Origin of the sequence: Parabacteroides sp. CH2-D42-20 (genome assembly GCF_003670185.1) — a bacterium.
Classification (GTDB): Bacteria; Bacteroidota; Bacteroidia; order Bacteroidales; family Tannerellaceae; genus Parabacteroides; species Parabacteroides distasonis.
This window is the reverse complement of record NZ_RAYG01000008.1, coordinates 19,933-42,702: the sequence shown is the minus strand read 5'-3', so window position 1 is coordinate 42,702 and position 22,770 is coordinate 19,933. Positions and strand designations below refer to the sequence as shown.

Annotated in this window: 14 protein-coding genes; 4 read left to right on the top strand and 10 right to left on the bottom strand. The window is 49.2% G+C overall.

Translation table 11 applies throughout. From position 1 onward, the window contains the following. Positions 1 to 3: 3 nt before the first annotated feature. Complete coding sequence (locus tag D7V92_RS06440) at positions 4 to 1,191, top strand: class I SAM-dependent methyltransferase (RefSeq protein ID WP_121772527.1); 1,188 nt, start codon at positions 4 to 6, stop codon at positions 1,189 to 1,191. A gap of 159 nt (positions 1,192 to 1,350) precedes the next feature. Here the strand turns inward: D7V92_RS06440 and D7V92_RS06435 are convergent, their stop codons facing one another. From D7V92_RS06435 to D7V92_RS06425, 3 genes are all read right to left on the bottom strand, one after another. After that, positions 1,351 to 2,181: a hypothetical protein gene (locus tag D7V92_RS06435; protein WP_009276759.1), complete on the bottom strand. Its 831-nt coding sequence runs from the start codon at positions 2,179 to 2,181 to the stop codon at positions 1,351 to 1,353. A gap of 34 nt (positions 2,182 to 2,215) precedes the next feature. After that, positions 2,216 to 5,137, bottom strand: a complete 2,922-nt coding sequence (locus tag D7V92_RS06430) for an ATP-binding cassette domain-containing protein (protein WP_121772526.1) — start codon at positions 5,135 to 5,137, stop codon at positions 2,216 to 2,218. Between the two features lie 83 nt (positions 5,138 to 5,220). Next, positions 5,221 to 6,888, bottom strand: coding sequence for a putative transporter (locus D7V92_RS06425; RefSeq protein WP_005856194.1), 1,668 nt, complete (start codon positions 6,886 to 6,888; stop codon positions 5,221 to 5,223). A gap of 97 nt (positions 6,889 to 6,985) precedes the next feature. On the opposite strand from D7V92_RS06425, the gene D7V92_RS06420 reads away from it, so the two are divergent. Together D7V92_RS06420 and D7V92_RS06415 are read left to right on the top strand one after the other, a co-directional pair. Next, complete coding sequence (locus tag D7V92_RS06420) at positions 6,986 to 7,339, top strand: hypothetical protein (RefSeq protein ID WP_005856195.1); 354 nt, start codon at positions 6,986 to 6,988, stop codon at positions 7,337 to 7,339. A gap of 99 nt (positions 7,340 to 7,438) precedes the next feature. Next, entirely contained in the window at positions 7,439 to 9,745 is a 2,307-nt protein-coding gene (locus D7V92_RS06415; RefSeq protein ID WP_005856196.1) for a TonB-dependent receptor, read from the top strand. A 191-nt stretch (positions 9,746 to 9,936) separates the two neighbouring features. Here D7V92_RS06415 and D7V92_RS06410 read toward each other — a convergent pair whose 3' ends face one another. The 7 genes from D7V92_RS06410 to D7V92_RS06380 form a co-directional block, all read right to left on the bottom strand. Beyond that, a complete protein-coding gene (locus D7V92_RS06410; RefSeq protein WP_121772525.1) occupies positions 9,937 to 11,817 on the bottom strand; it encodes a radical SAM protein in 1,881 nt (626 codons plus the stop codon). A 17-nt stretch (positions 11,818 to 11,834) separates the two neighbouring features. Further along, on the bottom strand, positions 11,835 to 12,437 hold the full coding sequence (gene yihA, locus D7V92_RS06405; RefSeq protein WP_121772524.1) for a ribosome biogenesis GTP-binding protein YihA/YsxC: 603 nt from the start codon (positions 12,435 to 12,437) through the stop codon (positions 11,835 to 11,837). A 44-nt stretch (positions 12,438 to 12,481) separates the two neighbouring features. Beyond that, the gene (locus D7V92_RS06400; RefSeq protein WP_121772523.1) at positions 12,482 to 13,945 is read right to left on the bottom strand and encodes a sodium:solute symporter; all 1,464 of its coding nucleotides are present in this window, start codon (positions 13,943 to 13,945) and stop codon (positions 12,482 to 12,484) included. A 41-nt stretch (positions 13,946 to 13,986) separates the two neighbouring features. Beyond that, positions 13,987 to 15,570, bottom strand: coding sequence for a bifunctional UDP-sugar hydrolase/5'-nucleotidase (locus tag D7V92_RS06395; protein ID WP_036616591.1), 1,584 nt, complete (start codon positions 15,568 to 15,570; stop codon positions 13,987 to 13,989). A 225-nt stretch (positions 15,571 to 15,795) separates the two neighbouring features. Then, positions 15,796 to 18,174 carry an FtsX-like permease family protein gene (locus D7V92_RS06390; protein WP_121772522.1) on the bottom strand — a complete coding sequence of 793 codons (2,379 nt, stop codon included), beginning with the start codon at positions 18,172 to 18,174 and terminating at the stop codon, positions 15,796 to 15,798. 148 nt (positions 18,175 to 18,322) lie between these two features. Further along, positions 18,323 to 19,636, bottom strand: coding sequence for a SpoIID/LytB domain-containing protein (locus D7V92_RS06385; RefSeq protein WP_121772521.1), 1,314 nt, complete (start codon positions 19,634 to 19,636; stop codon positions 18,323 to 18,325). A 17-nt stretch (positions 19,637 to 19,653) separates the two neighbouring features. Next, positions 19,654 to 21,651, bottom strand: coding sequence for an OPT family oligopeptide transporter (locus D7V92_RS06380; protein WP_121772520.1), 1,998 nt, complete (start codon positions 21,649 to 21,651; stop codon positions 19,654 to 19,656). Between the two features lie 484 nt (positions 21,652 to 22,135). Between D7V92_RS06380 and recR the strand changes: the two genes are divergently transcribed. After that, on the top strand, positions 22,136 to 22,762 hold the full coding sequence (gene recR, locus D7V92_RS06375) for a recombination mediator RecR (protein ID WP_005856213.1): 627 nt from the start codon (positions 22,136 to 22,138) through the stop codon (positions 22,760 to 22,762). Positions 22,763 to 22,770 lie beyond the last annotated feature (8 nt).

The window sequence follows — 22,770 nt, the reverse complement described above, 5'->3', positions numbered from 1 at the left end:
AGCATGGAACAAATAGAGGAACTTTCACGATTTATCAAGGAACATGCGTCGGATGATTTGAATCGTCTGTTGCTTTCCGCCTCTCGTTATCCGGGGATCGATATCCCTTTCGTGGTGGATCAATTAAAATCTCGGCGGCAGATCAAGGATAAACTACCTTCATGGTATCAAAACGATCGACTGGTTTTTCCGGCGAAGATAGCGGCGGAGCAATGTTCCTCGGAACAGACTGCCTTGTACAAACAGAGGTTGGTAGATCCACAGGCACATGTATGTGATTTGACTGGTGGATTGGGGATCGATAGCTATTTCTTCTCCCGGAAAGTACGGCAGGTTACCTATATCGAACGCTTTCCCGCTTATTGCGAGGCGGCTATCCATAATTTCAAGGTGCTAGACGTTGGTAACGTAACGGTATTGAATGGCGATTCTACGGAGTTAATAGATAAGATCGATGGAATAGATGTGTTTTATATCGATCCGGCTCGTAGGGGAGAGGGGAATAAGCGGGTTTTTGCGCTGCAAGATTGCGAGCCGGACTTGACAAAGTTGGTTCCTGTCTTGTTTGGTCATGCCCCTAAGGTGATCGCTAAATTATCTCCGATGGCGGATATTCATATGACGTTGGATTTGCTTCCGGATGTGACAGCCATACAGGTGCTTTCGGTGAAAAATGAATGTAAGGAGCTTTTGTTTGTGTTGGAGCGAGGCTCGAAAGGCGGGAGTCCTCAAATCTGTTGCGTGAATTTCACTTCGGAGGAAGAGCCGGAATTGTTTGCGTTCTCATTGGTGGAAGAACGGGAAGCTGTCGCTTCCATCCGTGGAGAAGTCAAGCGTTATTTATACGAACCGAACGCTTCCATCTTGAAGGCGGGTGCGTTTAAAGCGGTCGCCACTCGTTTTGGATTGAATAAATTGCATGTCAGCAGTCATTTATATACGTCGGATGAGGTTGTCCCTAGTTTTCCGGGACGTTCTTTTGTGGTAGACGAAGTGATCCCCTTTACGAATAAACAATGTAAGACCTTGTCGAGGCAGATTCCCCAAGCGAATATCACAGTCCGTAATTTCCCCCTCTCGGTGGATGAGTTACGTAAACGAACTAAAATTGTGGATGGAGGAACTATCTATCTTTTCGCTACTACTCTGGAAAATGGGGATAAGGTACTTATCAAAACTCATAAGATATAGGATACTGCATGGGCGTTGCAGTGTTACTGCATAGGTGCTGCAGCATTACTGCATAAGGGTTGCAGTACTATTGCAAGGCCTGTTGCAGTGATATCCGAAGGGATATAAAAAAAGTGTATGATGTTATCACCATACACTTTTTATGATATGAGGTTTATATTACTTCAATAGATTCGCACGCATTTCCTCAATCTTAGCTTTTGACTCACGAGCCGTATTTATGGTTGCTACCATTCCGCTTAACGGAGCGATTGTAGTTCCTAATTGCTCCAAGTCAGGATAATATTTAGCTAAGTCGGCTGTGATCTGCTGGATGATACCGATACGTTTTTCCATATTCTCGCTCAAACCGGCGGAAATAGCGTCGCCTTTAACAACCAAGCCCGGATTTGCGTATACAATGGCATATTCTACAGCCATGCCCCCTAACAACTCAAGCTCAACGTCAGCCTTATCATTTTCCATCATAGCGTCGATCAATTTGTTTTCTTGGTTTTTCATGAATTTGCTTAACTCCTCTTTGCTGGCGTTAGCGGGAGCGGACTCTTTCATGATGTCGATAGCGAATGGAATGTCCAGATCCGTAGTCAATTTAACCAATACGTTCTCGATATCTGTAGTCGGCTTTTTCATAGCCTTCAATACGTTCAAGTCTGCGAAGTAGATACCGCAAGCACGTGCTTTCTGGGCTTGTGTGTTCAATTCGGAAACCTTGCTGACCGGCAACATAAAATCAGTATTAGCGACAGAGATCGTAACCTCGCCGGTAGATACTTTGTAAGGCAACTCCGAATCCGGCATATCTTTCAAGAAACGAGTAACCTCGTCTTTCAACTCGGCAGTAAGCAGACCTTTAGATACTTCTCCTGCGATAGCTGCTTCTTCCTCTACTTTTTGCTCAGCGGCGTCTTGTTTTTTACTGCTGTTGCAAGATACCATTCCAAATGTAATCGCTGCTATGGTTAGCAGGCTAACAAAACTCTTTTTCATGTTATTCTTTATTTTTAGATTATATATTTTGTCATTAATCGCTCCCTTTGTTTAAATACTTGCCGGGAAACTCTGCGAAGATAGATATAATTACCAATAAAGCAAAGATTCCTAACATTAATAAATTAAATGTAAAAGTAGAAAATGTATAACCGGCGAATTTTTTTTCATGACTATAGAAAGGCGCACGTCCCCAATTATTGTCCGGTTCCAGATAAATCTGCCCGATTTTAGGGTAGATCCGGTTGTGGGCCTCCTTATAGAATTGGGTACTGGTTGAGTTGAGTACCAGCTCCTCGATGGCTGAGTTATGATGTTCCTTTTTCAAGGTGTTCAACCATTCGGAGCCGTGTTCTTGAATGACCTCTTTCTGTTTTTTCTCTAATAACGCCGTGAAATTATCGCTACGGGTATGCAGGGCTTTTTCTACTTTATCCATATAGCTCTCGTAACTCTCTTTGGACGTATAGGGGGCGATACGGGCGGCACGGGATAGTACGGCCAGTTCGTTGTGGATCGTCCGGGTGTTCTTTTCCCGTTTCTCCGGGATCAGGTTGAGGCTGTTTATGAGGCTGCGCACCTCGTCAGCATGGACATTCCGGTAATATTGCGCTAGGAACTTTTCTTTCTCGACCGTGAAAAATAGGCGGTTGTAGCTGTTGTTCCGGAATTGTTCCGTAACCAACGCCTCGAATGCCCAACGTGAGGGAATAACCTCACCGATAAGGGGCACTATGTTCCGGCTGGATGCGCTTCTGCTCAAATCGTCGAACTTGACAACTAAGCCGCAAAGTAAGATCTGCGGGATTAAAAGCAGCGGTATCGTTATATAGATCGCTACGATCGAGTTTAGGGATTGCGATAGTACCAAACCTGTCAGGTTGGCGAGGAATGAGGTTGCCCATAGCGTGATCCACCAAGTAAGGAACATCTCGCTTCCAATGCCTATCAATAAATTTCCTACCACTATGAATAGCAAACTTTGGATCGCTGAGATACAAAGCAGGTAGAACATCTTTGACGAGAGATAACTGCCTCGGCTCAATCGCAAGAATCGTTCTCGCTTTAGGAGCGTCCGGTCCTTGATGATCTCTTCGGCGCTGATACTTAATCCCGTGAAAGTAGCGACAATCACCGCCATGAAAATGTAGGATACCAGATTTTTGTTCGCCAGCAAAGAATACCCGTCATCGGGTACGAAGCGGGTGAGCAGGGCCACGATCACCGCCAATAAAGGAGTCTCCAGTAAGGCGATGCACAAGTACTGCTTATTGGTCAGCTTGGTCTTTATGTTTCTTTCCAAGAAGATACAGAATTGCTTCCAGATCGAGGGCTTCTGCTGATGATTCGGGGGCAGGGGGGTAGGCTTAACCTCTTGGAACTTCGGGCGGGAAGCTACATATAACTCATGCCATTCTTTTGAAGTTATCTTCCGGATGTTTGTCTGGTTTCCGCTATCGTCTATCTTTTTTGCGTCGATAATGGTTAGGATTAGTTCCGGATTGATATTTCCGCAGGTGCCGCAAACACTGATGTCTTGATCTGTATAATTGGCGATCCGTTTGAAATAGGTGATCGCCTCGATCGGGTTACCGTCGTAAATCGGGTAACCGCCGGTATCTAATAACCATAGGCGGTCGAACAGTTTATAGATCTCGGACGAAGGTTGGTGGATATTGACAACCACGAGCCGTCCCCGGTGTGTTTGTTCCTTTAACAGCATGATGACCTTTTCGGAATCGGTGGACGAGAGGCCGGAGGTAGGCTCATCCAAATAAAGGATCGCCGGCTCACGGATAAGTTCCAGTGCTATATTTAAACGTTTACGTTGCCCTCCGCTGATCGTTTTCCGGATTGGAGACCCGACGGCCAAATCCCGGATCTTGCTCAGATCCAAATCCTCCAGTATCGTATTGACACGATCCTCGATCTCCTTTTTGGTCAGGTTGGCGAAACAAAGGCGGGCGGTATACCATAGATTTTGGAATACGGTCAGCTCCTCGATCAGCAAGTCATCCTGAGGCACGAAACCGATCAATTGCTTGCATTCCGGATCACTCAGCGGATGTCCGTTCAGGCATACATTTCCCTCTCCGGGGATAATATTCCCATTTAAGATGCTTAACAAGGTCGACTTACCAACGCCGCTTCCTCCCATGATGGCTACCAACTGGCCAGATTCAAGGTTGAAAGAGAAATTGTGCATACCGTTCTCGCTATTCTTGAAGCTGAACTCGATATCCCTCCCGGTTAATAAAATACGTTCCTTATGCTCATTCTGATTGAATACATCGAGGACATCACTATAATAAACCGGCAAGAATAGTGGGCTTTTGATTACGCTGCTGCGTTGCCAGCCATAGAAGATACCGGAAGTAAGCGGGATATCGTTCATGAATACCCGTCCGCTGCCTTGGTAGATAAAGACCATTCGGTCGAACCGGGTCAGTCTCAACACCCGTATCTCGCCCTCCAACCCCCTTCTGTAGATATGGTTGACGTCTTTATCGCTATCATCAGCGTTGATCGTAAGTATGGAGGGGGATTTTTTACCGACTACAAAGGCGTATAGGTTGTCGAAGGTATCCGTATCGATATTGAATATCGTAGCGATCTTATGGAAAATGGCTAAGTTCTCGTTCAATCCTTCATTGTTGCCATGGGCGAACTCCATGAAACGGAGAAGAAGCAATAGTTGGTCTTCTGCGATCAATTTGGGCTTGAGCTGGTTGCATACGTTAATAATAACGCTTTCTCTATCGATGTCGAACTCCGGGTCATCGTAAACACTTTGTATCTCTTCAAATAGCTCCATATATTCTTTATGGGAGCGGATACCAAAATGACTGGTTAAGTAAGAATTGACAGCTTGACGTGCTTGATCACTTTCTATTTTTGCCAAGGACGCAAATATAGCGAACAAGTTTAGTAGCCCATTGAGTATAGTTTCATTCATTCATCAAAGTATTGTTTCAAATGTCTTGCAAAGATAAGGTAAGTGAAACAAAAAACAGGTCGAATGTTAGACTTTTTAAGCGGTCAAGTGAATAACATGATCAATAATTGGGCAGAAATCACCCGGATGAACATGGATAACGGGTAAACCGTAGCGTAAGATACGGAAGGCTCGTCACCCTCGACGGTCGTATTGGCATAACTCAAGGCCATCGGATTGGCCATGCTTCCGCATAGCATACCTATGTTGTGGGCGTAATCTAACTTGAAGAATTGCGAGGCGATGAACCCGACGATCAAGACCGGTACGATCGTCAATAGGAAACCGAGACCGATCCATAACAATCCCTCGGCACGGAAGACGGTCTCGAAGAAATGAGCTCCGGAGTCGATTCCCAGTCCCGCCAGATAGATCACTATACCGAACTGCCGCATCATCAGGTTTGCGCTCTGGGTGGTATAAGTCGTTAGGTGGAAACGGGGGCCGAACGCACCCATCAAGATTCCAACGATGATCGGTCCTCCGGCGATACCCAGCTTGATGGGGGTACTCATTCCCGGTATGGCGATTGGGATCGCCCCGATTAATACGCCCAGCGTAAGTCCTACGAATATGGCAAGCAGGTTGGGGTTATCCAGCCGTTTCAGCTCGTCTCCCAATATCTTACCCACGTTATTCACGGAATTGGCCTCGCCTACGATCGTTAGTTTATCCCCAATCTGTAGACGGAGGTCACGGGAGGCCACCAGATCGATACCCGCACGGTTTACCCGGGTGATGTTGATCCCGTATAGGTTGCGGAGCCGGAGCGAGCCTAGCTTTACCCCGTTTACCCGGTTGCGGGTTACGACGATACGGCGGGAGATCAATTGGCTGTCGATAGCGTTCCAGTCAATATCTTCCTTATTCCAGTCCGTAGTCTCTTGTTCTCCGAAAAGTACCTTGATGGATTCGACATCCGCCTTTACGGATATGATAAGCAAATGGTCTTTTTCCTTTAAGATGGTTTCAGAGGTAGGGATCGTCACCTTTCCGTTCCTCCAGAGGCGGGAGATCACGAAATGTTTCTCTGTCAATTTCATGACTTGCTGGATGCTCTTATTGTAAATAGAGGGGTTTAATACCTGAAATTCCGCTACGTTTGTTGTCGTGTCTTGCTCCTTATGCGTGCTCTGTGTCTTTTTTGCGAATAAGGACCTCAAGATGATAATAGCGAGAATTACGCCTACGACACCTAATGGATAAGCTACGGCACAGGCCAGAGCCATATCCGTTACGTTCCTCGTATTTTCCGGATCCATTTGTAAGAGCGCTTGCTGGGCGGCACCTAGGGCCGGGGTATTCGTTACGGCACCGGATAGCAACCCTACCATAACGGGGACGGAAATTCCTGTTATCCAATGAAACACCAACGTCAAAATCAGTCCTAAAGCGATCACCCCTAATCCCATCGTATTCATTTCCACCCCGCCTTTTTTTAGGGAAGAGAAGAAACCGGGACCTACCTGCAATCCCAAGGTATATACGAAAACGATAAGCCCGAAGTTCTGAGCGAAGTTCAGCATGTCCTTATTTACGGTAATGCCCAGATGCCCTGCCATAATACCGGCGAAGAATACAAAAGTGATGCCTAATGAAATGCCGAATATCTTTAGCCGCCCTAAATACACACCAACCGCCGCCACGATAGAAATGACGGCCACGGCCTGTATCATCGAGGGTTCTGTAAGCGTCTCAAGTAACCAATTCATAAGAGTTTCTTTTTTGCTTTAGAAGCGCAAAAATATATAAAACAAAGCAATTAAAAAAATTGTAGTATCTTTGCCCACGAAATAACGATGATACAGGGTGAGGGAAACGATGGTTAAATATATAAAGTGGTTGCTGCCGGTACTTTTTATTGCGTATTATAGCAGTGTCTCGCTTTTTACGCACGTCCATGTGGAGCATGGTACGACCATCGTGCATGCGCACCCTTTCAAGAAGACGGCGGACGGTACTTGCCATCATCATACCTCTTTGGCGGAGATACAGTTGTTTCATATGCTCTCATCTATTCACGTGATGGACGGGGCGATTCACCTGTTACGTTTACAATTCTATTCTTTAAAAATATCTAATCTCTCTGAGTCTCCGGTCTATCCGGATCATGTCACTTCCGTTGAGGGACTGCGATACCTGCGGGCTCCCCCAGTTGTTTGATTACATATCCAGAAATCAATATCCGTTTGTAGAGACGGGGCATGCCCGTCTCCTCGGCAATTCGTAATCATTAATATTCAAACAACTATTAATCAAGCAATGAATAAGTTCATTACACTTATACTATGCCTGTGCTGTGTCTTTACATCAGCGTGGGCAGAGGGAGACGATCATACCTCCCTGAATCCTTCCGACGCTAATATCGTAGGCCATATCCTCGATAAGAAAACAGGAGAGCATCTCTCTTTTATCAATGTCTACCTCCACGGTACGACGATCGGTACGACCACCGACGCTACCGGTCATTACTATATGAAGAATCTTCCCGAGGGAAAATACACCTTGGTCATGAAGTCTATCGGATATAAAACCGAGGAGAAGACGGTGACCCTTAAGAAAGGGAAGACATTGGAGATCAATTTCAATGCCGAGGAAGACGCTGTCTCCTTGGACGGTGTCGTCGTATCGGCAAACCGTAACGAGACGACCCGCCGTCTGGCTCCTTCTTTGGTAAATGTACTCGACTCCAAGGTGTTCGAGACTACGCACGCCACTTCCTTGGCCGACGGTCTGAACTTCCAGCCCGGCGTGCGTGTGGAGAATAACTGCCAGAATTGCGGTTTCCAACAAGTACGTATCAATGGTCTGGAAGGCCCTTATACCCAGATCTTGGTGGATAGCCGGCCGATCTTCAGCGCCCTGACCGGCGTATATGGCTTGGAGCAGATCCCGGCGAATATGATCGAGCGGGTAGAGGTGATGCGCGGAGGAGGCTCGGCCTTGTTCGGCTCGTCCGCTATCGCCGGTACGATCAATATCATCACGAAGGAACCGATGCGCAACTCTGCCCAGATTGCCCATTCGTTGACGATGATCGGGGGAAGCCGTCCGGATAATAATACGACCGTGAACGCCTCGTTGGTGACGGACGATCATAAGGCGGGTATCTACCTCTTTGGGCAGGGCCGCCACCGTGCCTCTTACGACCATGATGGCGATGGCTACTCGGAGCTGGGTAAGCTGGAGGCGAAGACCCTCGGATTCCGTTCCTACTTGAAGACCAGCAATTATTCCAAGCTGACTTTCGAGTACCATAACATCAGCGAGTTCCGGCGAGGTGGTAATTTATTGGATCTTCCGCCTCACGAGACGGATATCACCGAGCAGACCGACCACCAGATCAACGGGGGAGGCCTGAAATTCGATCTTTTCTCTCGCGACTACCATCATCGGCTGAATGTGTATACCTCCGCCCAGCATACGAAACGCCAGAGTTATTACGGTGCCGGAAAAGATCCGAACGCCTATGGTAACACGACGGACATGACCTTTATCGGTGGCGCCCAATATTCCTACGAATGGGATAAATGCCTTTTTATGCCCGCTACCTTTACGGGAGGCGCCGAATATAGCTACGATGATCTGCAAGACGAGATGCTTGGCTATCACCGTACGATCGCCCAGACCGTGCATATCGGTAGCGCCTTCGCCCAGAACGAGTGGAAGAATGACCGTTGGAGTTTCTTGATCGGTGGCCGTTTGGATAAGCATAACATGATGGATCATGTGATCTTTAGCCCTCGTGCGAACGTGCGCTTCAATCCGACGAAGGATATCAACCTGCGTATGTCGTACTCCAGCGGTTTCCGGGCCCCTCAAGCGTTCGACGAGGATTTGCATATCACCGCCGTGGGGGGCGACGTGGCGATCATCCAGATCTCTCCGGACTTGAAGGAGGAGAATTCGCAGAGCGTGAGCGCTTCCGTGGATTTTTATCATCGCTTCGGCCCGGTTCAAGTGAATTTCTTAGTGGAAGGTTTCTATACGGATTTACGGAACGTGTTTATCTTGGAGGAGATCGGCCGTGACGAGGACAATAACCTGCTGATGGAACGCCGTAATGGAAAGGGTGCCCGTGTGATGGGTATCAATCTGGAGGGTAAGATGGCCTATTCTTGGATGCAGATACAGGCGGGCGCTACTTTGCAACGGAGCCGCTACAAGGAGGCAGAGCAATGGAGCGAGAACCCGAATATCACCCCGCAGAAGAAGATGTTCCGCTCTCCGGACGTATATGGCTATTTCACCTCTACCTTCACGCCCGTGAAACGTTTCTCCGCCTCATTGACGGGAACCTATACGGGCAGCATGTTGGTGCAGCACTTGGCGGGTTACATTCCCGAGGATCGTGAGGAGAAGACTCGTGATTTCTTCGACTTGAACCTGAAACTGTCTTACGACTTCCCGATCTTCAAGTCCGCAACCTTGCAGGTGAACGCCGGAATACAGAATATCTTCGACTCCTATCAAGATGATTTCGACAAGGGAGCGCATCGGGATGCCGGGTATATCTATGGCCCGGGAATTCCTAGAAGTTATTTCGTGGGGTGCAAGATCAGTTATTAAATACTCGGCGAGCCTTGCCGAGGGAGTTGGAAGGACTTTGAAGCATCCGGCGGCTATCGCCGGGGGATGTGGAAGACTCTTGGGATGCCCGGCGGGGGTCGCCGGAGGATCGGAAGGGAACTCAAGATGCCCGGCGGAGATCGCCGCAGAGTTCCAACCCGTTTCCAATCCTCCGGCGAGCCTCTACGGGGCTATTCCTCCACTATCCTCTCTATATAATTCGGCGGCAGGGTGGTGCGTGGTACTTTCATGCCGCCGAACCATTTATGCAAGGGCAAGTCGAAGCCTGTTCCATTCATGTAATTGTAGAGGGAAACGCGAAGCCCCTCGCTGAAAAGCTCCGGATCGCAGCCGGATAGCGCCTCGAACTGTACGTCATTACGGGCGAATCCGCCAAAGGGAGGCTCCGTGACACGGCAACTGTACTCGGCGGGGTGCAACCCCACAGGGCTATGCGCTGTCATGGCGAAACGATGCCAAAATCCGGATTGAATCAGCCCAAGCTCAAACATTTGCCGGACCGTTTCTAAGGAATCTATGGTTTCTTGAGCGGTTTGGGTCGGGAAACCATACATCAAATAGGCATGGACCATGATGCCTGCCCCGGTAAAGTTGTTGGCGACCCGTGCCACTTGAGCCACTGTCACCCCTTTATTTATCAGCTTGAGGAGTCGGGGAGAGGCTACTTCCAGACCTCCCGACACGGCGATGCAGCCACTTCGTTGAAGAAGGTCGCATAGTTCCTCAGTATAGCTTTTCTCAAAACGAATATTTCCCCACCACACGACGGTTATCCCACGGCGGATAATCTCCTGCGCCATTTCTCGTAGCAAGGCGGGTGGAGCGGCCTCGTCCACGAAATGGAAGCCGATCTCGCCGGTTTGCTCGATCAAGCGCTCCATACGGTCTACCAAAGTCTTGGCTGTATTCGGCTCATATCGTTTGATGTAATCCAATGAGCCGTCACAGAAGGCGCATTTCCCCCAGTAGCAACCGTGCGCCAAGGTCAGTTTATTCCAGCGACCATCGCTCCAAAGCTTGTGCATCGGGTTGGCCATTTCCATGACGGAGATGTATTTGTCCAGCGGCAAGCCCTCGTAATCCGGGAATCCGGTCTCGCTTTGCCGGCAAGCGGGGTAAGCGGGATTATCTTGATAAACGACCCGGCTACCGTTCTCGTCCAAGGAGAAGGTGCGTACCAGTTCCTCTTTTTGGATCGCCCCGTCCAGATAGCGTAACACTTGGAAGAGTGGGTCCTCTCCATCATCTAGCAAGAGGTAATCGATGTATTTGAAGAAGCGTGTATCCGTGATGGAGCGAAGTTCCGTATTCACGAAACCACCTCCCATAAGGATCGGGATATCGGGATGTGCCTGCCGTAGCCATTGGGCGAGCCGGAGGGTACTGAATAAATTCCCCGGGAAAGGTACGCTGAAAGCGATCGCCTTGGGCTTGCTCTTGGCGATGTGCTTTTCCAATAGCGGTTGCGTCAGGCGGTCGATAAAGCCGAAAGGTTTTTGGAGGGCTTCCTCGATCTCGTCGAAAGAGGAGGCGCAGCGGCCCAGATGCTCGGCATATCGACTGAAGCCGAAATCCGGGTCGATCGTTTCCCTGATCAAGTCGCAGAGATCCTCCAGATACAAGGTCGCCAGATAACGGGCCTTATCCCGTAATCCCGAAGTACCGAACGCCCATTCCAGCTCCTCCTCGTTTTGGCTCCCGTGATCGCTTTCTGGAAGGTAATCTTGATTACAGATGCGATAAGCGAGAGGATCGTTCTTTCCTTGAAGGAAAGCGACAACGGCGGTTATCGTGTCGATATACCGTTGCTTATTAGCTAGCATCCCCCGGACTTTAGCCGGATATTTACCTTTCCGTCGCTCGATCTCGGCGAATAACTCCCCGAGACCCTGCGTGGAAAACAAAGCCAAGATTGTCTCGATACCCAGATCGGTCTGCCCGACATGTACACCCTTTGCCTCCAAATAACCTTTTAGGTAAGCCGTGGAAGGATAAGGCGTATTGATCTGCGTAAACGGAGATAAAACCAGAAGAACCGAAGCTAATCCCATATCAACTCAACTAATTTTCAATTATTCAAGCTATTGTTGATAGACTCGATATAGTCAAGGATCTCATCCCGTCCCTCTTTCTTCTCCGAGGAAGAGACGAAGATCGGAGGAAGCTCTTCCCAAGTCTCCAGTAATTTATCCGTGTAGGCTTTTAGGTTCTCTTTCAAGCGTCCCTTGCTGATCTTGTCGATCTTCGTGAAGATGATAGAGAAAGGAACCCCGCTCTCACCCAGCCATTCCATAAACTCCAGATCGATCTTTTGCGCCTCGTGACGGCAGTCCAAAAGGACAAATAGGTTGGTCAGTTGCTCTCGATCGAGGATATAGTTCTCGATGATACGTTTCAATTGTTCCCGGTTCTCCTTGCCTCGTTGGGCGAAGCCATACCCCGGAAGATCTACCAGATACCACTCGTTATTGATAAGAAAATGATTGATAAGTAAAGTCTTACCCGGTGTTTGCGAAGTCATCGCCAAGCCCTTCTTGTTGGTAAGCATATTGATCAAAGAGGATTTGCCTACATTACTTCGTCCGATGAAGGCATACTCCGGCTTATTACCCTCGGGGCATTTCCTTACGTCTGTGTTACTGATAACAAATTCTGCGCTTTTAATTTCCATAAAATATAAATTAATGAATAATGAGTATTGAATAATGGCTAGGCTTAATTCTCAATTTTCAAATTTCCATTTTCAATTGCCGAAAGCCACAGCCCGGCGAACGTGATGCCTCCGTTTACCATAAGCATCTCGTAGCCGAACGTATAGCCTGCGTATTGTTTCACCAAGAAATCCGTGGCGAGGCAAATCAACGGGGAGGCTATACAGATATAGGGCACGTATTTGTCACGGGGTTTCCGCTTCGTGAAAAGCCCGAAAACAAACAGCCCCAATAGAGGACCATACGTGTACGACGCTATCATGTAGATTGCGTCGATAACACTCCGGTTATTTACGGCCTTGAACGCCAAGATGATCAAGACGAACAAGACGGATATCATCATGTGTACCTTCAGGCGGGTACGTTTCGCCCTTTTCGCTTCCTCTTTCTGCACACCGAGGATATCTACGCAAAAAGAGGTGGTGAGCGCTGTCAACGCCGAGTCGGCGCTACTGAAAGCCGCCGCTATGATACCGATCGTAAAGAAGATCAAGATACTCCCGCCCAAGATCCCCGAGGTACAAAACATCGGGAGGATATCGTCGTTGAGGGTTGGCAACTGGATGTTCTGCTGTGCCGCCAATGTCAGTAGCAGTACCCCCAGCGCGAGAAACAAGAAGTTGACCGGCGTGAAGGCGAATCCATATGTGTACATATTCTTCTGGGCATCCTTCAAGCTCTTGCAGGAGAGGTTCTTTTGCATCATGTCCTGATCTAGCCCGGTCATGACGATCGTGATAAAGATACCACTGAAGAACTGCTTGAAGAAGTTCTGCGTACTATGCCAATCGCCGAACTCGAAGATCCGGAAATGAGGGCTTTCCACCAAGGTCTGCGCCATATCCCCGAAATCCAGTCCCATCTTGTCCTTCACCTGCCAGATGATCACGACCAACATTGCCACGAGACAAAGGGCCTGCAACGTATCTGTCCAGATGATCGTCTTGATACCGCTCCGGAACGTATATAGCCATACCAGCAGGATACTGAGGATAGCGGTCACGGCGAATGGGATGTTCCAAGCGTTGAACACGTAGGTTTGCAAGATCAAGACCACTAGATATAAGCGTGCGGCCGCCCCTACGATCTTCGAGAGCAGGAAGAATGAGGCCCCTGTCTTGTACCCCCTTCTCCCGATCCGGTCATCCAGATACGAGTAGATGGAGGTAAGCTGCAACTTATAGTATAGCGGTAGCAATACCTTGGCTATAATGATATATCCCACGAAGAAGCCTAATACAGTCTGCATATACGTCATATCGATCGCCCGCACCATGCCGGGTACCGATACGAACGTCACCCCCGATAAGGATGTCCCTACCATGCCGATAGAGACGATATACCAAGGTGATTTCCTGTCCCCGAGGAAGAATGCCTCGTTGCTGTTATTACGCCCCGTGATCCATGCTATCAGCAGCAAGACGGTGAAATAGACAGCGATAATAAAAAGGATGATATAGCTGTTCATGTATTGCTAACTTCTTTCTTTTTCTCCACAAAGATACGGCTTTACTTTGAAATAACGGGCATATGCGTGGATTCTACCGTGATGGGTTTCTTGATGCCCTTTAGGTAGTCCATGAAAGCGTCGGTCGATATGATACCTAAATTATCGAATTCCGGGATCTCGTAGCCCTTGAATAAAGAGGCGTCGTACCCGTCTCCGCCATCGGTGATGAAAGCGTCTAGGGTCACCACGCAAGGGGTATTGTCCTCGATCTCGGTCTTTTGCCCGTCTCTCGTATAGACTATTTTCTCGATCTTATTTCCGCTTAGGGTAAGCGTGAGGTCGGAGGATTGAAGGAAACCGTTCGGATTCTTCCGTCCATCCTCCAATAGCTTCTTCAACCGCTTGCCGTCGAAACGATAGGCAACGATAGCGGAGCCGAAAGGCAAGATGTTGCCGGCACGCAGTCGGGTGATATCTCCTTTCGGGAGGGCCGCACGTATACCTCCGTAATGGTTTACGCCGATCACCGGCTGATCCTTGTAAGCGGGCATCTCTTTTTGGAAACGCTGGGCGTAAGCGGCCGTGACCAACGCCCCGATAGGCGTATAGTCGAACTTATTGATGGTACGGTCGTGGATCAAGGCCTCTTTTGCCGTGGCAAGTTTCTCGTTCAGCCGATATTTATCCATGATCTTCTCCACGGCCTCTCGCATCTCCGGGTTCTCCTCGCAGGCTACACGCACGGTATCCCCTTGGATGAAAGAGATATCCCGGTGTCCGTTGAAATCCTGTATCTGGAACAGCAGTTTCCCGATATGGGTACCGTTTACGCCGGCTTGGATGATGGGAATGTTATTGATCTTATCGAGCACCAGCTCATGCGAGTGGGCGGATATGATGGCGTCTACCTTATCGATGAACGGCAGTCCTTGGGCGTTCTCCTCGGTGATGCGGTAAGGCATTTTCATATCCGTGCCGATGTGCATCAAGAGGATAATCATATCGATCTGGCCCTCTTTCTTTAACTGGTAGACGGTTTGTATGCAGGCCGCTCCCAGCGGATGCGTGAACTGAAGCCCTTTCAGGTTCTCCGGCTTGGTCTTGACGTAGGTGTCCGTCGTGGTCAGTCCGATGAAGGCTATGCGCAGGGAGGAGCCATCTTTCAACTTACGCTCTACGATACGGTAGGGACTCAACCAGTCGGGGTGAGTATATCTCTTCTCTTCGGTGATATTGGCGGCCACATGGGGGATATTCAAGGCGGCGGTGTCCACTAGATAAGAAAGTCCCCAGTCGAACTCGTGGTTACCGATGGCGGACATTTCCACGTCCATCGCCTCGTACATCTCTTTGATAGGCTCGCCTTTCGTGATCTTGGAGAAATAGCTTCCGCTGAAATTATCTCCGCCTGAGACAACGATGGAATGCGGATAGCGTTGTTTCTCGTTTTGTGTCATTTGTACCAACCGGGCGGCTCCCGGCGTGATCCCGTCGGAGGCGAAAGCCCCATGAAAATCGTTGAATGAGAAAATGGCTAAAGTGTCTATCGAGCTGGACGGGGTGGCGATATCTTGTGCGAATAGGGGAGCGGTTAGTGCGCTGCCTAGCAAAATCGCTGATACGAATTGTTTTTTCAGTCCCATGGTTGTATGTATTAATAGGGACAAAAGTAGGAAAAATAACGAGATTCACCGAGGAAAACGCCCGATTCGTCGAATTCTTTTTGATCGTTTTAAACCTTCGGCCTACCTTTGTGTCATAGTAATAGCTCGTGAGAGTGAAAGCGAACCGGTTGTTCATCATAACCGGGAAATAGGTAAACATTAAGTCAAAGGGCCGCCGTCCGGATAAGATGCGGCCCTTTTGATTTATTCGGACTTGAGGTTGTTTACGGGATTGTCGTGGGTGGTACGGAATACGTTATATCCGGAAACCGCCAGTATGACGGTGAGTACCAATACGCCTCCTCCCACGAATAGATACCAGGATAGCTGGATCTTTTCCGAGAATTGTTCTTGCCATTTTTGGGAGATATAGAAAGCGATACCGCAACCAAGTAAGATGGCCGGCAATGCTATGGTGATGATATCTTTCAAGAAAATATGGAGTATGTCTTTTACCGTGGCTCCGTTAATCTTACGGATCGCCATTTCTTTCCGGCGACGGTTCACCTCGTCGTTCGTGTATCCGATCAATCCGATAAAGACGATCAGCAAGGTGACGATGCCACCGATCATGACGGAGTCACGGAATTTTCGGGAGGAGGTGTATCCTTCCAGCATCTCGCTCTTGAAGGAGATCACGTTGAGTTCTTTATCCGGGATGAGTTGCCCCATTAGATCCTGTGTCTTGCGTAGGGCCTCGGAAGAAAGGCTATGGTACCGAATGACCATATGTTGGGCCGCCCCTTTCGTATAGAACATGATCTTGGCTCGCGGATCTTCTCCCGCTATGGAACCTAGGCGGAAATCCTCGAATACGCCCCGGATCGTGAAGAGAGGCATCGACTCGGACTTGGTATCGTGTCCGGTTATTTGTACCGTCTTGCCCACGGCTCCATCCTTCCAGTCGGCGAAAGGTCTCATGTATTCAATGAAATTGCGGCTCACCAGTATCTCTTGCGAGGAGGTGGTATTCTCTGTGAAGTATTGTCCTTCTACGATCGGGATTTCCAATACGTTCAGGTAATCGTTTCCTACGTCGTAGAGGTCGGCGATGTTGAATAGTTCCCGGTCGTCTCCCGGAAGATAGACGTTATTGCCCGAGGCTCCCCAGAAAGGAAGGTTATAGCAAGTCGTGATGGCGTCTACCTCGGGCAATCTCTGGGTTTCCTCGATCAGTTTGGCACGCCCCGTGGAGTCTACGGCACCGATATACACATAGGCAAGATTCTCGGGATTGTATCCCGGATGATCATTCACCATATGGTCGTATTGCTTGCCTACCACTAGCAATAAGGAGGCGAGGAAGCTGATTGCCGTGAACTGGAAGAACAAGAGTCCCAATTTCCAAAGGCGGCGTGCCTCACGGATGCTCCGGAAAACAGCCGCTACAGGAATGCGTCCTAAGAACCAGCCGGTAGCTATGCCCGTAGAGATCAGTACGACTATGACCGTGAGGCATATCGCCCACATACCCGTGGATAGGAATAACGATCGGACTCCCGTGCCGATCAGCTCCTTTATAATTCCTTGAAATCCTAGGATCAAAAGTACGACCAGCGCTAGCGCGACGGTGACGTGGGTCCCTACCTCGGACAACGCCATACCTTGGATATCCTTACCGCTCGCCCCGTAACATTTGCGTACGGCCATCTCTTTCGTGCGGTTCACGATGGAGGAGATCACGATCAATATATAGTTCATTACGGCGGTGAAGATCAATACGAAGGCGATGAACGAGAGGATCAAGGCCATACGTTTGGCCATATCGTCCTCCATATGTACGTTGAGTAGTTTGTGGAAGGTGAAGGTCAGTTCCACGCCGGCTTTCTTAAGGTCGTTTACGGGGAAATGCTTGTCGATCATCTGTTTCATTCCCGCTTCCAATTGGGCCTCTGTCGTACCCGGCGATACCTTGACGAAACTTTGGTAGCGATCATTTCCGGTTAACATATGGGTTCCGTCCCACATGAACTTGCTGATGGAGGAAAGGGATACGATAATGTCATAACTCTGTTCGGTGTTGTCCGGTAGTTTCTTGAATACGCCGCCTATCGTGAGGGCTTGTCCCGGCGCGTCGTCAATCTCGAAGCGTTTTCCCATCACGTTGCCGCCGATACGTTCGGCGATCTCGTCGGATACGAGCACGTACATGGGTTGGGAGAGAACTTGCTTAGGGTCTCCGATGAGCATGGGGCGGGGCAATACGTCGAAAAGACAACTGTCCGCTAGGATGAAGGTCGCTTTGAGCCGATGCTTGTTGTCGGACATCGTAAAAGGGGAGTTTCCCCGGAAGTACGTATAGCGTGTGGCGGCCTCGATCTCCGGTGTCTCTTGTTTCAAGAGGGGGATTACTCCGGCGGGCGTTTGCCCGTGGTCGCCCACTTCCCCGTTCATGAAAAATTTCTCATATACTCGATAGATCCGGTCTCCGTCCGGATAGAAGTTATCGTAGGTGTTCTCGAAGTGGACTTTAGCGATCAGCACCAAGCCGATGGTCAGTCCTATACCCAAGGAGATAATCTTCATTACATTGTGTTGCCCTCTCTTAAAAAGGGAGCGAATTGCGATCCCGATGTTTTTCATATTGTTATTGTATTATTTTCCGGTAAGATAAAATCAAATACCGTGCCATTGTGTTTATGTGGTTGAAAAACAGAGGGGTGAGTAGCGTATGATTATTTATGAGTGTCCAATAATTGGACAAGGGTGTCCAGATTTTGGACACCTTTGTTTAATACCTTTTCTCAATAGAGGCTCCGGGGAAATAATGCGTGAGGATTTTCCGGTACGAATATCCTTTGGCTCCCATCACGGCGGCTCCGATCTGGCAAAGCCCTACGCCATGTCCCCATCCGGCTCCTGTCAAGATGAAGCGGGAGGGGATATCAAGGCGGATATCCTTCTTATCGACAACAAAGGCCGAGCTGTATAGATGCGTCTCGGATAATGTCCGGCGTATCTCAAGCTCTTTGCCGATGGTGAACGAACGGCGTACCCCTACGATCTTGAGTTTCGTGATGCGTCCGGACGAACCTCTTTCCAACGGTATGAGATCGATGATCGGCCCGAAATCCATACCCGTTTTCCGGTGGATCAACCTTGATAGTTCCTCCTGCGTATATTCTACCTTCCAACGGTAGAAATCCGTGGTCTCTTGATCGTAGTTGTTTAGCACTTGGCTAAGGATCTCCTTGTCCGTTGTATTACAGAAGGCTTCGGGTGAGGTACGTATCCATTGTTCCGCTTCCCGCTCGTCCGTCAAGTCGGGATAGGAGGGAACCTCGTCATCCCTCAAGGCGGTAAGATAGGAGTGGGGAACCGGTTCCCAGCAATTCTCGAATTTCTCGGTCACGCCTCCGCAGCATTTCGAGAAGCGGGCGTCGCAGATCGTATCGTTATCCATCAATACCTCTCCACGTGTCTCTTTGATCACCTCCCTGACTATCGGGTTCGATGCCCGGGTAATACCTTGGTAACGCTGGCAATGGTCGTCGGCACAGACATCGAACAGATCATGGTCCTCCCGGTCGTACCAGCGGATCAAGGTCTCGTTGTTGCGGTAACAACTTTTATAGGGCGTAACCGATCCGTTCAAGTTGAAATTCTTCTCGACCTGTGCCAAGAGCCAGCTTCGCGAGATCACGGCATGGGCTTTCAGCAACTCTTTGGAAGCGTTGGCGCTCATCTCCGAGGAGATTACGCTGGTAAGGTATTCCTCCACGTCCACTTGGTTGATCGTGACGATACCTTTATCGGTCGCCACGAGGTTCAACGCTCCCTTGAAGCGTTGATCCTCCTGTCGTTGCCAGTGAAAATCCACGCCGATCGTGACCGCCTTCAAGTCGAAAGAGGATTGCGGGCTGGTCGGCTCGAAGAATAGCTCCTGATAAAGCTTCCCATTGTACACGATCTTGCCGTTTACCCAGAGGGCACGTTGCTCGCCTATGGTGAACGTGCCGGTTTCCGTATGTACATACTCCTCGTTAAAAACAAATGAGATTGCTTTGTGGGTCATGATTCCCACATTGATTACAGGTGCTTCCATATCCTTATTCCTTTATTCTATTCTTTTTTCGCGTTCAGGGAATTAAATGTGAGGTAAGCGATCATGACAAGGTACATGACAACCGCCAGTATCTCGGCGGCATTGCTAGATGCCCATTCCTCGTTCATCAAGTTGATTCCGCCGAAACGTAAGGCCGCGCTAACCACGCCCATCAAGGCACCGCCGGCGATAAAGCCGGAAGCCAGTAACGTACCTTTCTCCAAGCGGGCTGAGTTCAAGCTTTGGTCTTTGCTACGGCTTCCCACGTACCAACTGATCGCTCCACCGATCAAAAGCGGCGTATTCAGGTCCAAAGGGATAAACATACCCAAGGCGAATGCCAACGCTGGTATCTTGCAGAAGTTCAATACGACGGCGAGGACGGCTCCAATCGCGTATAAAGCCCAAGGTGCCCCCGAGCCACTCATCAACGGCTCGATAACGGCGGCCATAGCGTTCGCTTGCGGAGCGGCCAATTGTCTGGTCGTGAAACCGTACGTCTGGTTCAATATCAAGATCACGCCTCCTACCGTAGCGGCGGAAACTAGTGTGCCTAGGAATTTCCAAGTCTCTTGCTTGGCGGGCGTACTACCCAGCCAGTAGCCAATTTTCAAGTCGGTAATGAAACCTCCCGCCATGGAAAGCGCCGTACAAACCACGCCTCCGATAATCAGGGCGGATACCATGCCGGCCGGCCCTTTCAACCCTACGGCGACCAAGATGATGGAGGCGAGGATCAACGTCATGAGCGTCATGCCCGATACCGGGTTCGTCCCTACGATAGCGATAGCGTTTGCCGCTACGGTCGTAAACAGGAAAGCGATCACCCCGACCAGCAATAAGCCGATGGCAGCATGGAACCAATTATGAAGTACGCCGAACTGGAAGAACAGGAAGGTGACAATCAGCGATACGATGATACCGATCGTTATCACTTTCATCGACAAATCCTTTTGCGTACGTATGGTATTACTCTCCACAGCGTCTCCTTTTCCTTTCAACTCGTTCGCCGCCAAGCCTACGGCTCCCTTGATGATTCCCCAAGAGTTGATGATGCCGATCACCCCGGCGGTAGCGATACCTCCGATACCGATGTGGCGGGCGTAGGTGGTGAAGATTTGCTCGGCGCTCATGCTCCCGACGGTCGCCGTGATAGCGTCATTTCCGAACGTAAGCACGTCGGCGCTGAAAATGGCGGACATGGCGGGGATGATTACCAACCATACCAAGAATGAACCGGCGCAGATGATCAAGGAGTATTTTAATCCGATGATGTAACCCAGACCTAGTACGGCAGCGCCCGTATTGACTTTCAATACGATCTTGGCCTTCTCTGCCAGCATCTCACCGGCTCCGACGATACGGGTACTGATCGTCTCGCCCCACCAACCGAAGGTGGCGATGATGAAGTCGTACAAACCTCCGATTAATCCGGCGAAGATCAAGGGCTTCGCTTGGCTTCCGCCTTTCTCGCCGGAGACGAGTACTTGCGTGGTAGCCGTAGCCTCCGGGAAGGGATACTTACCGTGCATATCGGATACGAAATATTTACGGAACGGGATTAATAGCAAGATCCCGATGATACCTCCTAACAAGGAACTCATGAAAACCTCGAAGAAATTGACCGTGATCTCCGGATATTTGTCTTGCAGGATATAAAGGGCGGGCAAGATGAAAATGGCCCCCGCCACGATCACGCCGCTACTGGCCCCGATAGACTGGATGATGACGTTCTCTCCCAAGGCGTTCTTCCGCTTGAATCCGCTGGACAACCCTACGGCGATGATAGCGATCGGGATGGCGGCCTCGAATACCTGACCGACCTTCAGGCCCAGATAAGCGGCCGCCGCGCTGAATATCACCGCCATGACCAATCCCCAAAGGACGGACCAAAGCGTAACCTCCGGATAGTGTTTGTTGGGAGACATAAGAGGCTTGTAGCTTTCCCCTTCTTTTAATTCTCGGTAGGCGTTTTCTGGCAGCCCGGTTACCTTTTCTTCATTTTCTGGTTTCACGATATTAAAATGTTAGATTATTAGTTCGTAATAGCTCCACCAAACGGGTGTTGGGTGACAAATTTATGTTTTCTGGCTGAGACATGCAAGGATTCTTTAGAATAGTTAGGGCAACCGTACCCAAATTATCTATATGAATTCTTACCCAGTAGCGTATGAATTCTTGTTCGCATGCTGTATAATTCTATAAACCACGGCGTGATCTGTACAGACCAAGTCGTGGAATATACAAATCACGTCGTGGTCTGTACATCCCACGGCGATCATTTGGAAATAGATCAAGTAGCAAGTATGTTTGTATATGGCAAAAAGAATGTTTATTACTTGAGGACATGAACAATTATACCTAGAGCAGTTATAGTTGTACATATCAAGCAAGAGATGTGCGACTTGAATGGGATGGGGGAGAAGCCGAGTAAATAATTTGAGGTTTATCGTTAATTCGTAAATTCTTTCTATTTTTGTAGTCAAATACAGAAAGTAGATGAATCAAAGATATCCTTCAGCCTTGTTGGAAAATGCCGTGAATGAATTGGCTTCCTTGCCGGGGGTGGGGAGGAAGACAGCGCTCCGGCTAGCGCTTTATATGTTGCGCCGGGACGTCGGCTATACGGAAAACTTCGCCGCGGCCTTGGTTGCCCTCCGTCGAGACGTGAAGTACTGCAAGGTCTGCCATAATATATGTGATGATGAGGTTTGCTCTATTTGCGCCAACCCCAGCCGTGACCATTCCTTGGTTTGCGTGGTAGAGAATATCAAGGAGGTGATGGCGATAGAGAATACCGGGCAATTCCGTGGCGTATACCATGTGTTGGGCGGGATCATCTCGCCGATGGATGGTATCGGACCGAGCGACTTGCGTATCGACAGTCTGGTGCGACGTGTGGCCGAAGGTGAGGTGAAAGAGATCATCTTGGCGTTGAGCACTACCATGGAAGGCGATACGACTAACTTTTTTATTTACCGGAAGCTATCCGGTTACGATGTGAGGATCAGTGTCATCGCACGTGGCGTATCTATCGGTGATGAGATCGAGTATGCCGACGAGATCACCTTAGGACGATCCATTATCAATCGTACTGAGTTCAATCTCACCTCTTCTAATTCATAATCATAACT

What these genes read in the sequence shown, in the direction of transcription:
- D7V92_RS06440 (WP_121772527.1), top strand. Translation starts at nt 4, where the DNA reads ATGGAACAAATAGAGGAACTTTCACGATTTATCAAGGAACATGCGTCG.
- D7V92_RS06435 (WP_009276759.1), bottom strand. Translation starts at nt 2,181, where the DNA reads ATGAAAAAGAGTTTTGTTAGCCTGCTAACCATAGCAGCGATTACATTT.
- D7V92_RS06430 (WP_121772526.1), bottom strand. Translation starts at nt 5,137, where the DNA reads ATGAATGAAACTATACTCAATGGGCTACTAAACTTGTTCGCTATATTT.
- D7V92_RS06425 (WP_005856194.1), bottom strand. Translation starts at nt 6,888, where the DNA reads ATGAATTGGTTACTTGAGACGCTTACAGAACCCTCGATGATACAGGCC.
- D7V92_RS06415 (WP_005856196.1), top strand. Translation starts at nt 7,439, where the DNA reads ATGAATAAGTTCATTACACTTATACTATGCCTGTGCTGTGTCTTTACA.
- D7V92_RS06410 (WP_121772525.1), bottom strand. Translation starts at nt 11,817, where the DNA reads ATGGGATTAGCTTCGGTTCTTCTGGTTTTATCTCCGTTTACGCAGATC.
- yihA (WP_121772524.1), bottom strand. Translation starts at nt 12,437, where the DNA reads ATGGAAATTAAAAGCGCAGAATTTGTTATCAGTAACACAGACGTAAGG.
- D7V92_RS06400 (WP_121772523.1), bottom strand. Translation starts at nt 13,945, where the DNA reads ATGAACAGCTATATCATCCTTTTTATTATCGCTGTCTATTTCACCGTC.
- D7V92_RS06395 (WP_036616591.1), bottom strand. Translation starts at nt 15,570, where the DNA reads ATGGGACTGAAAAAACAATTCGTATCAGCGATTTTGCTAGGCAGCGCA.
- D7V92_RS06390 (WP_121772522.1), bottom strand. Translation starts at nt 18,174, where the DNA reads ATGAAAAACATCGGGATCGCAATTCGCTCCCTTTTTAAGAGAGGGCAA.
- D7V92_RS06385 (WP_121772521.1), bottom strand. Translation starts at nt 19,636, where the DNA reads ATGGAAGCACCTGTAATCAATGTGGGAATCATGACCCACAAAGCAATC.
- recR (WP_005856213.1), top strand. Translation starts at nt 22,136, where the DNA reads ATGAATCAAAGATATCCTTCAGCCTTGTTGGAAAATGCCGTGAATGAA.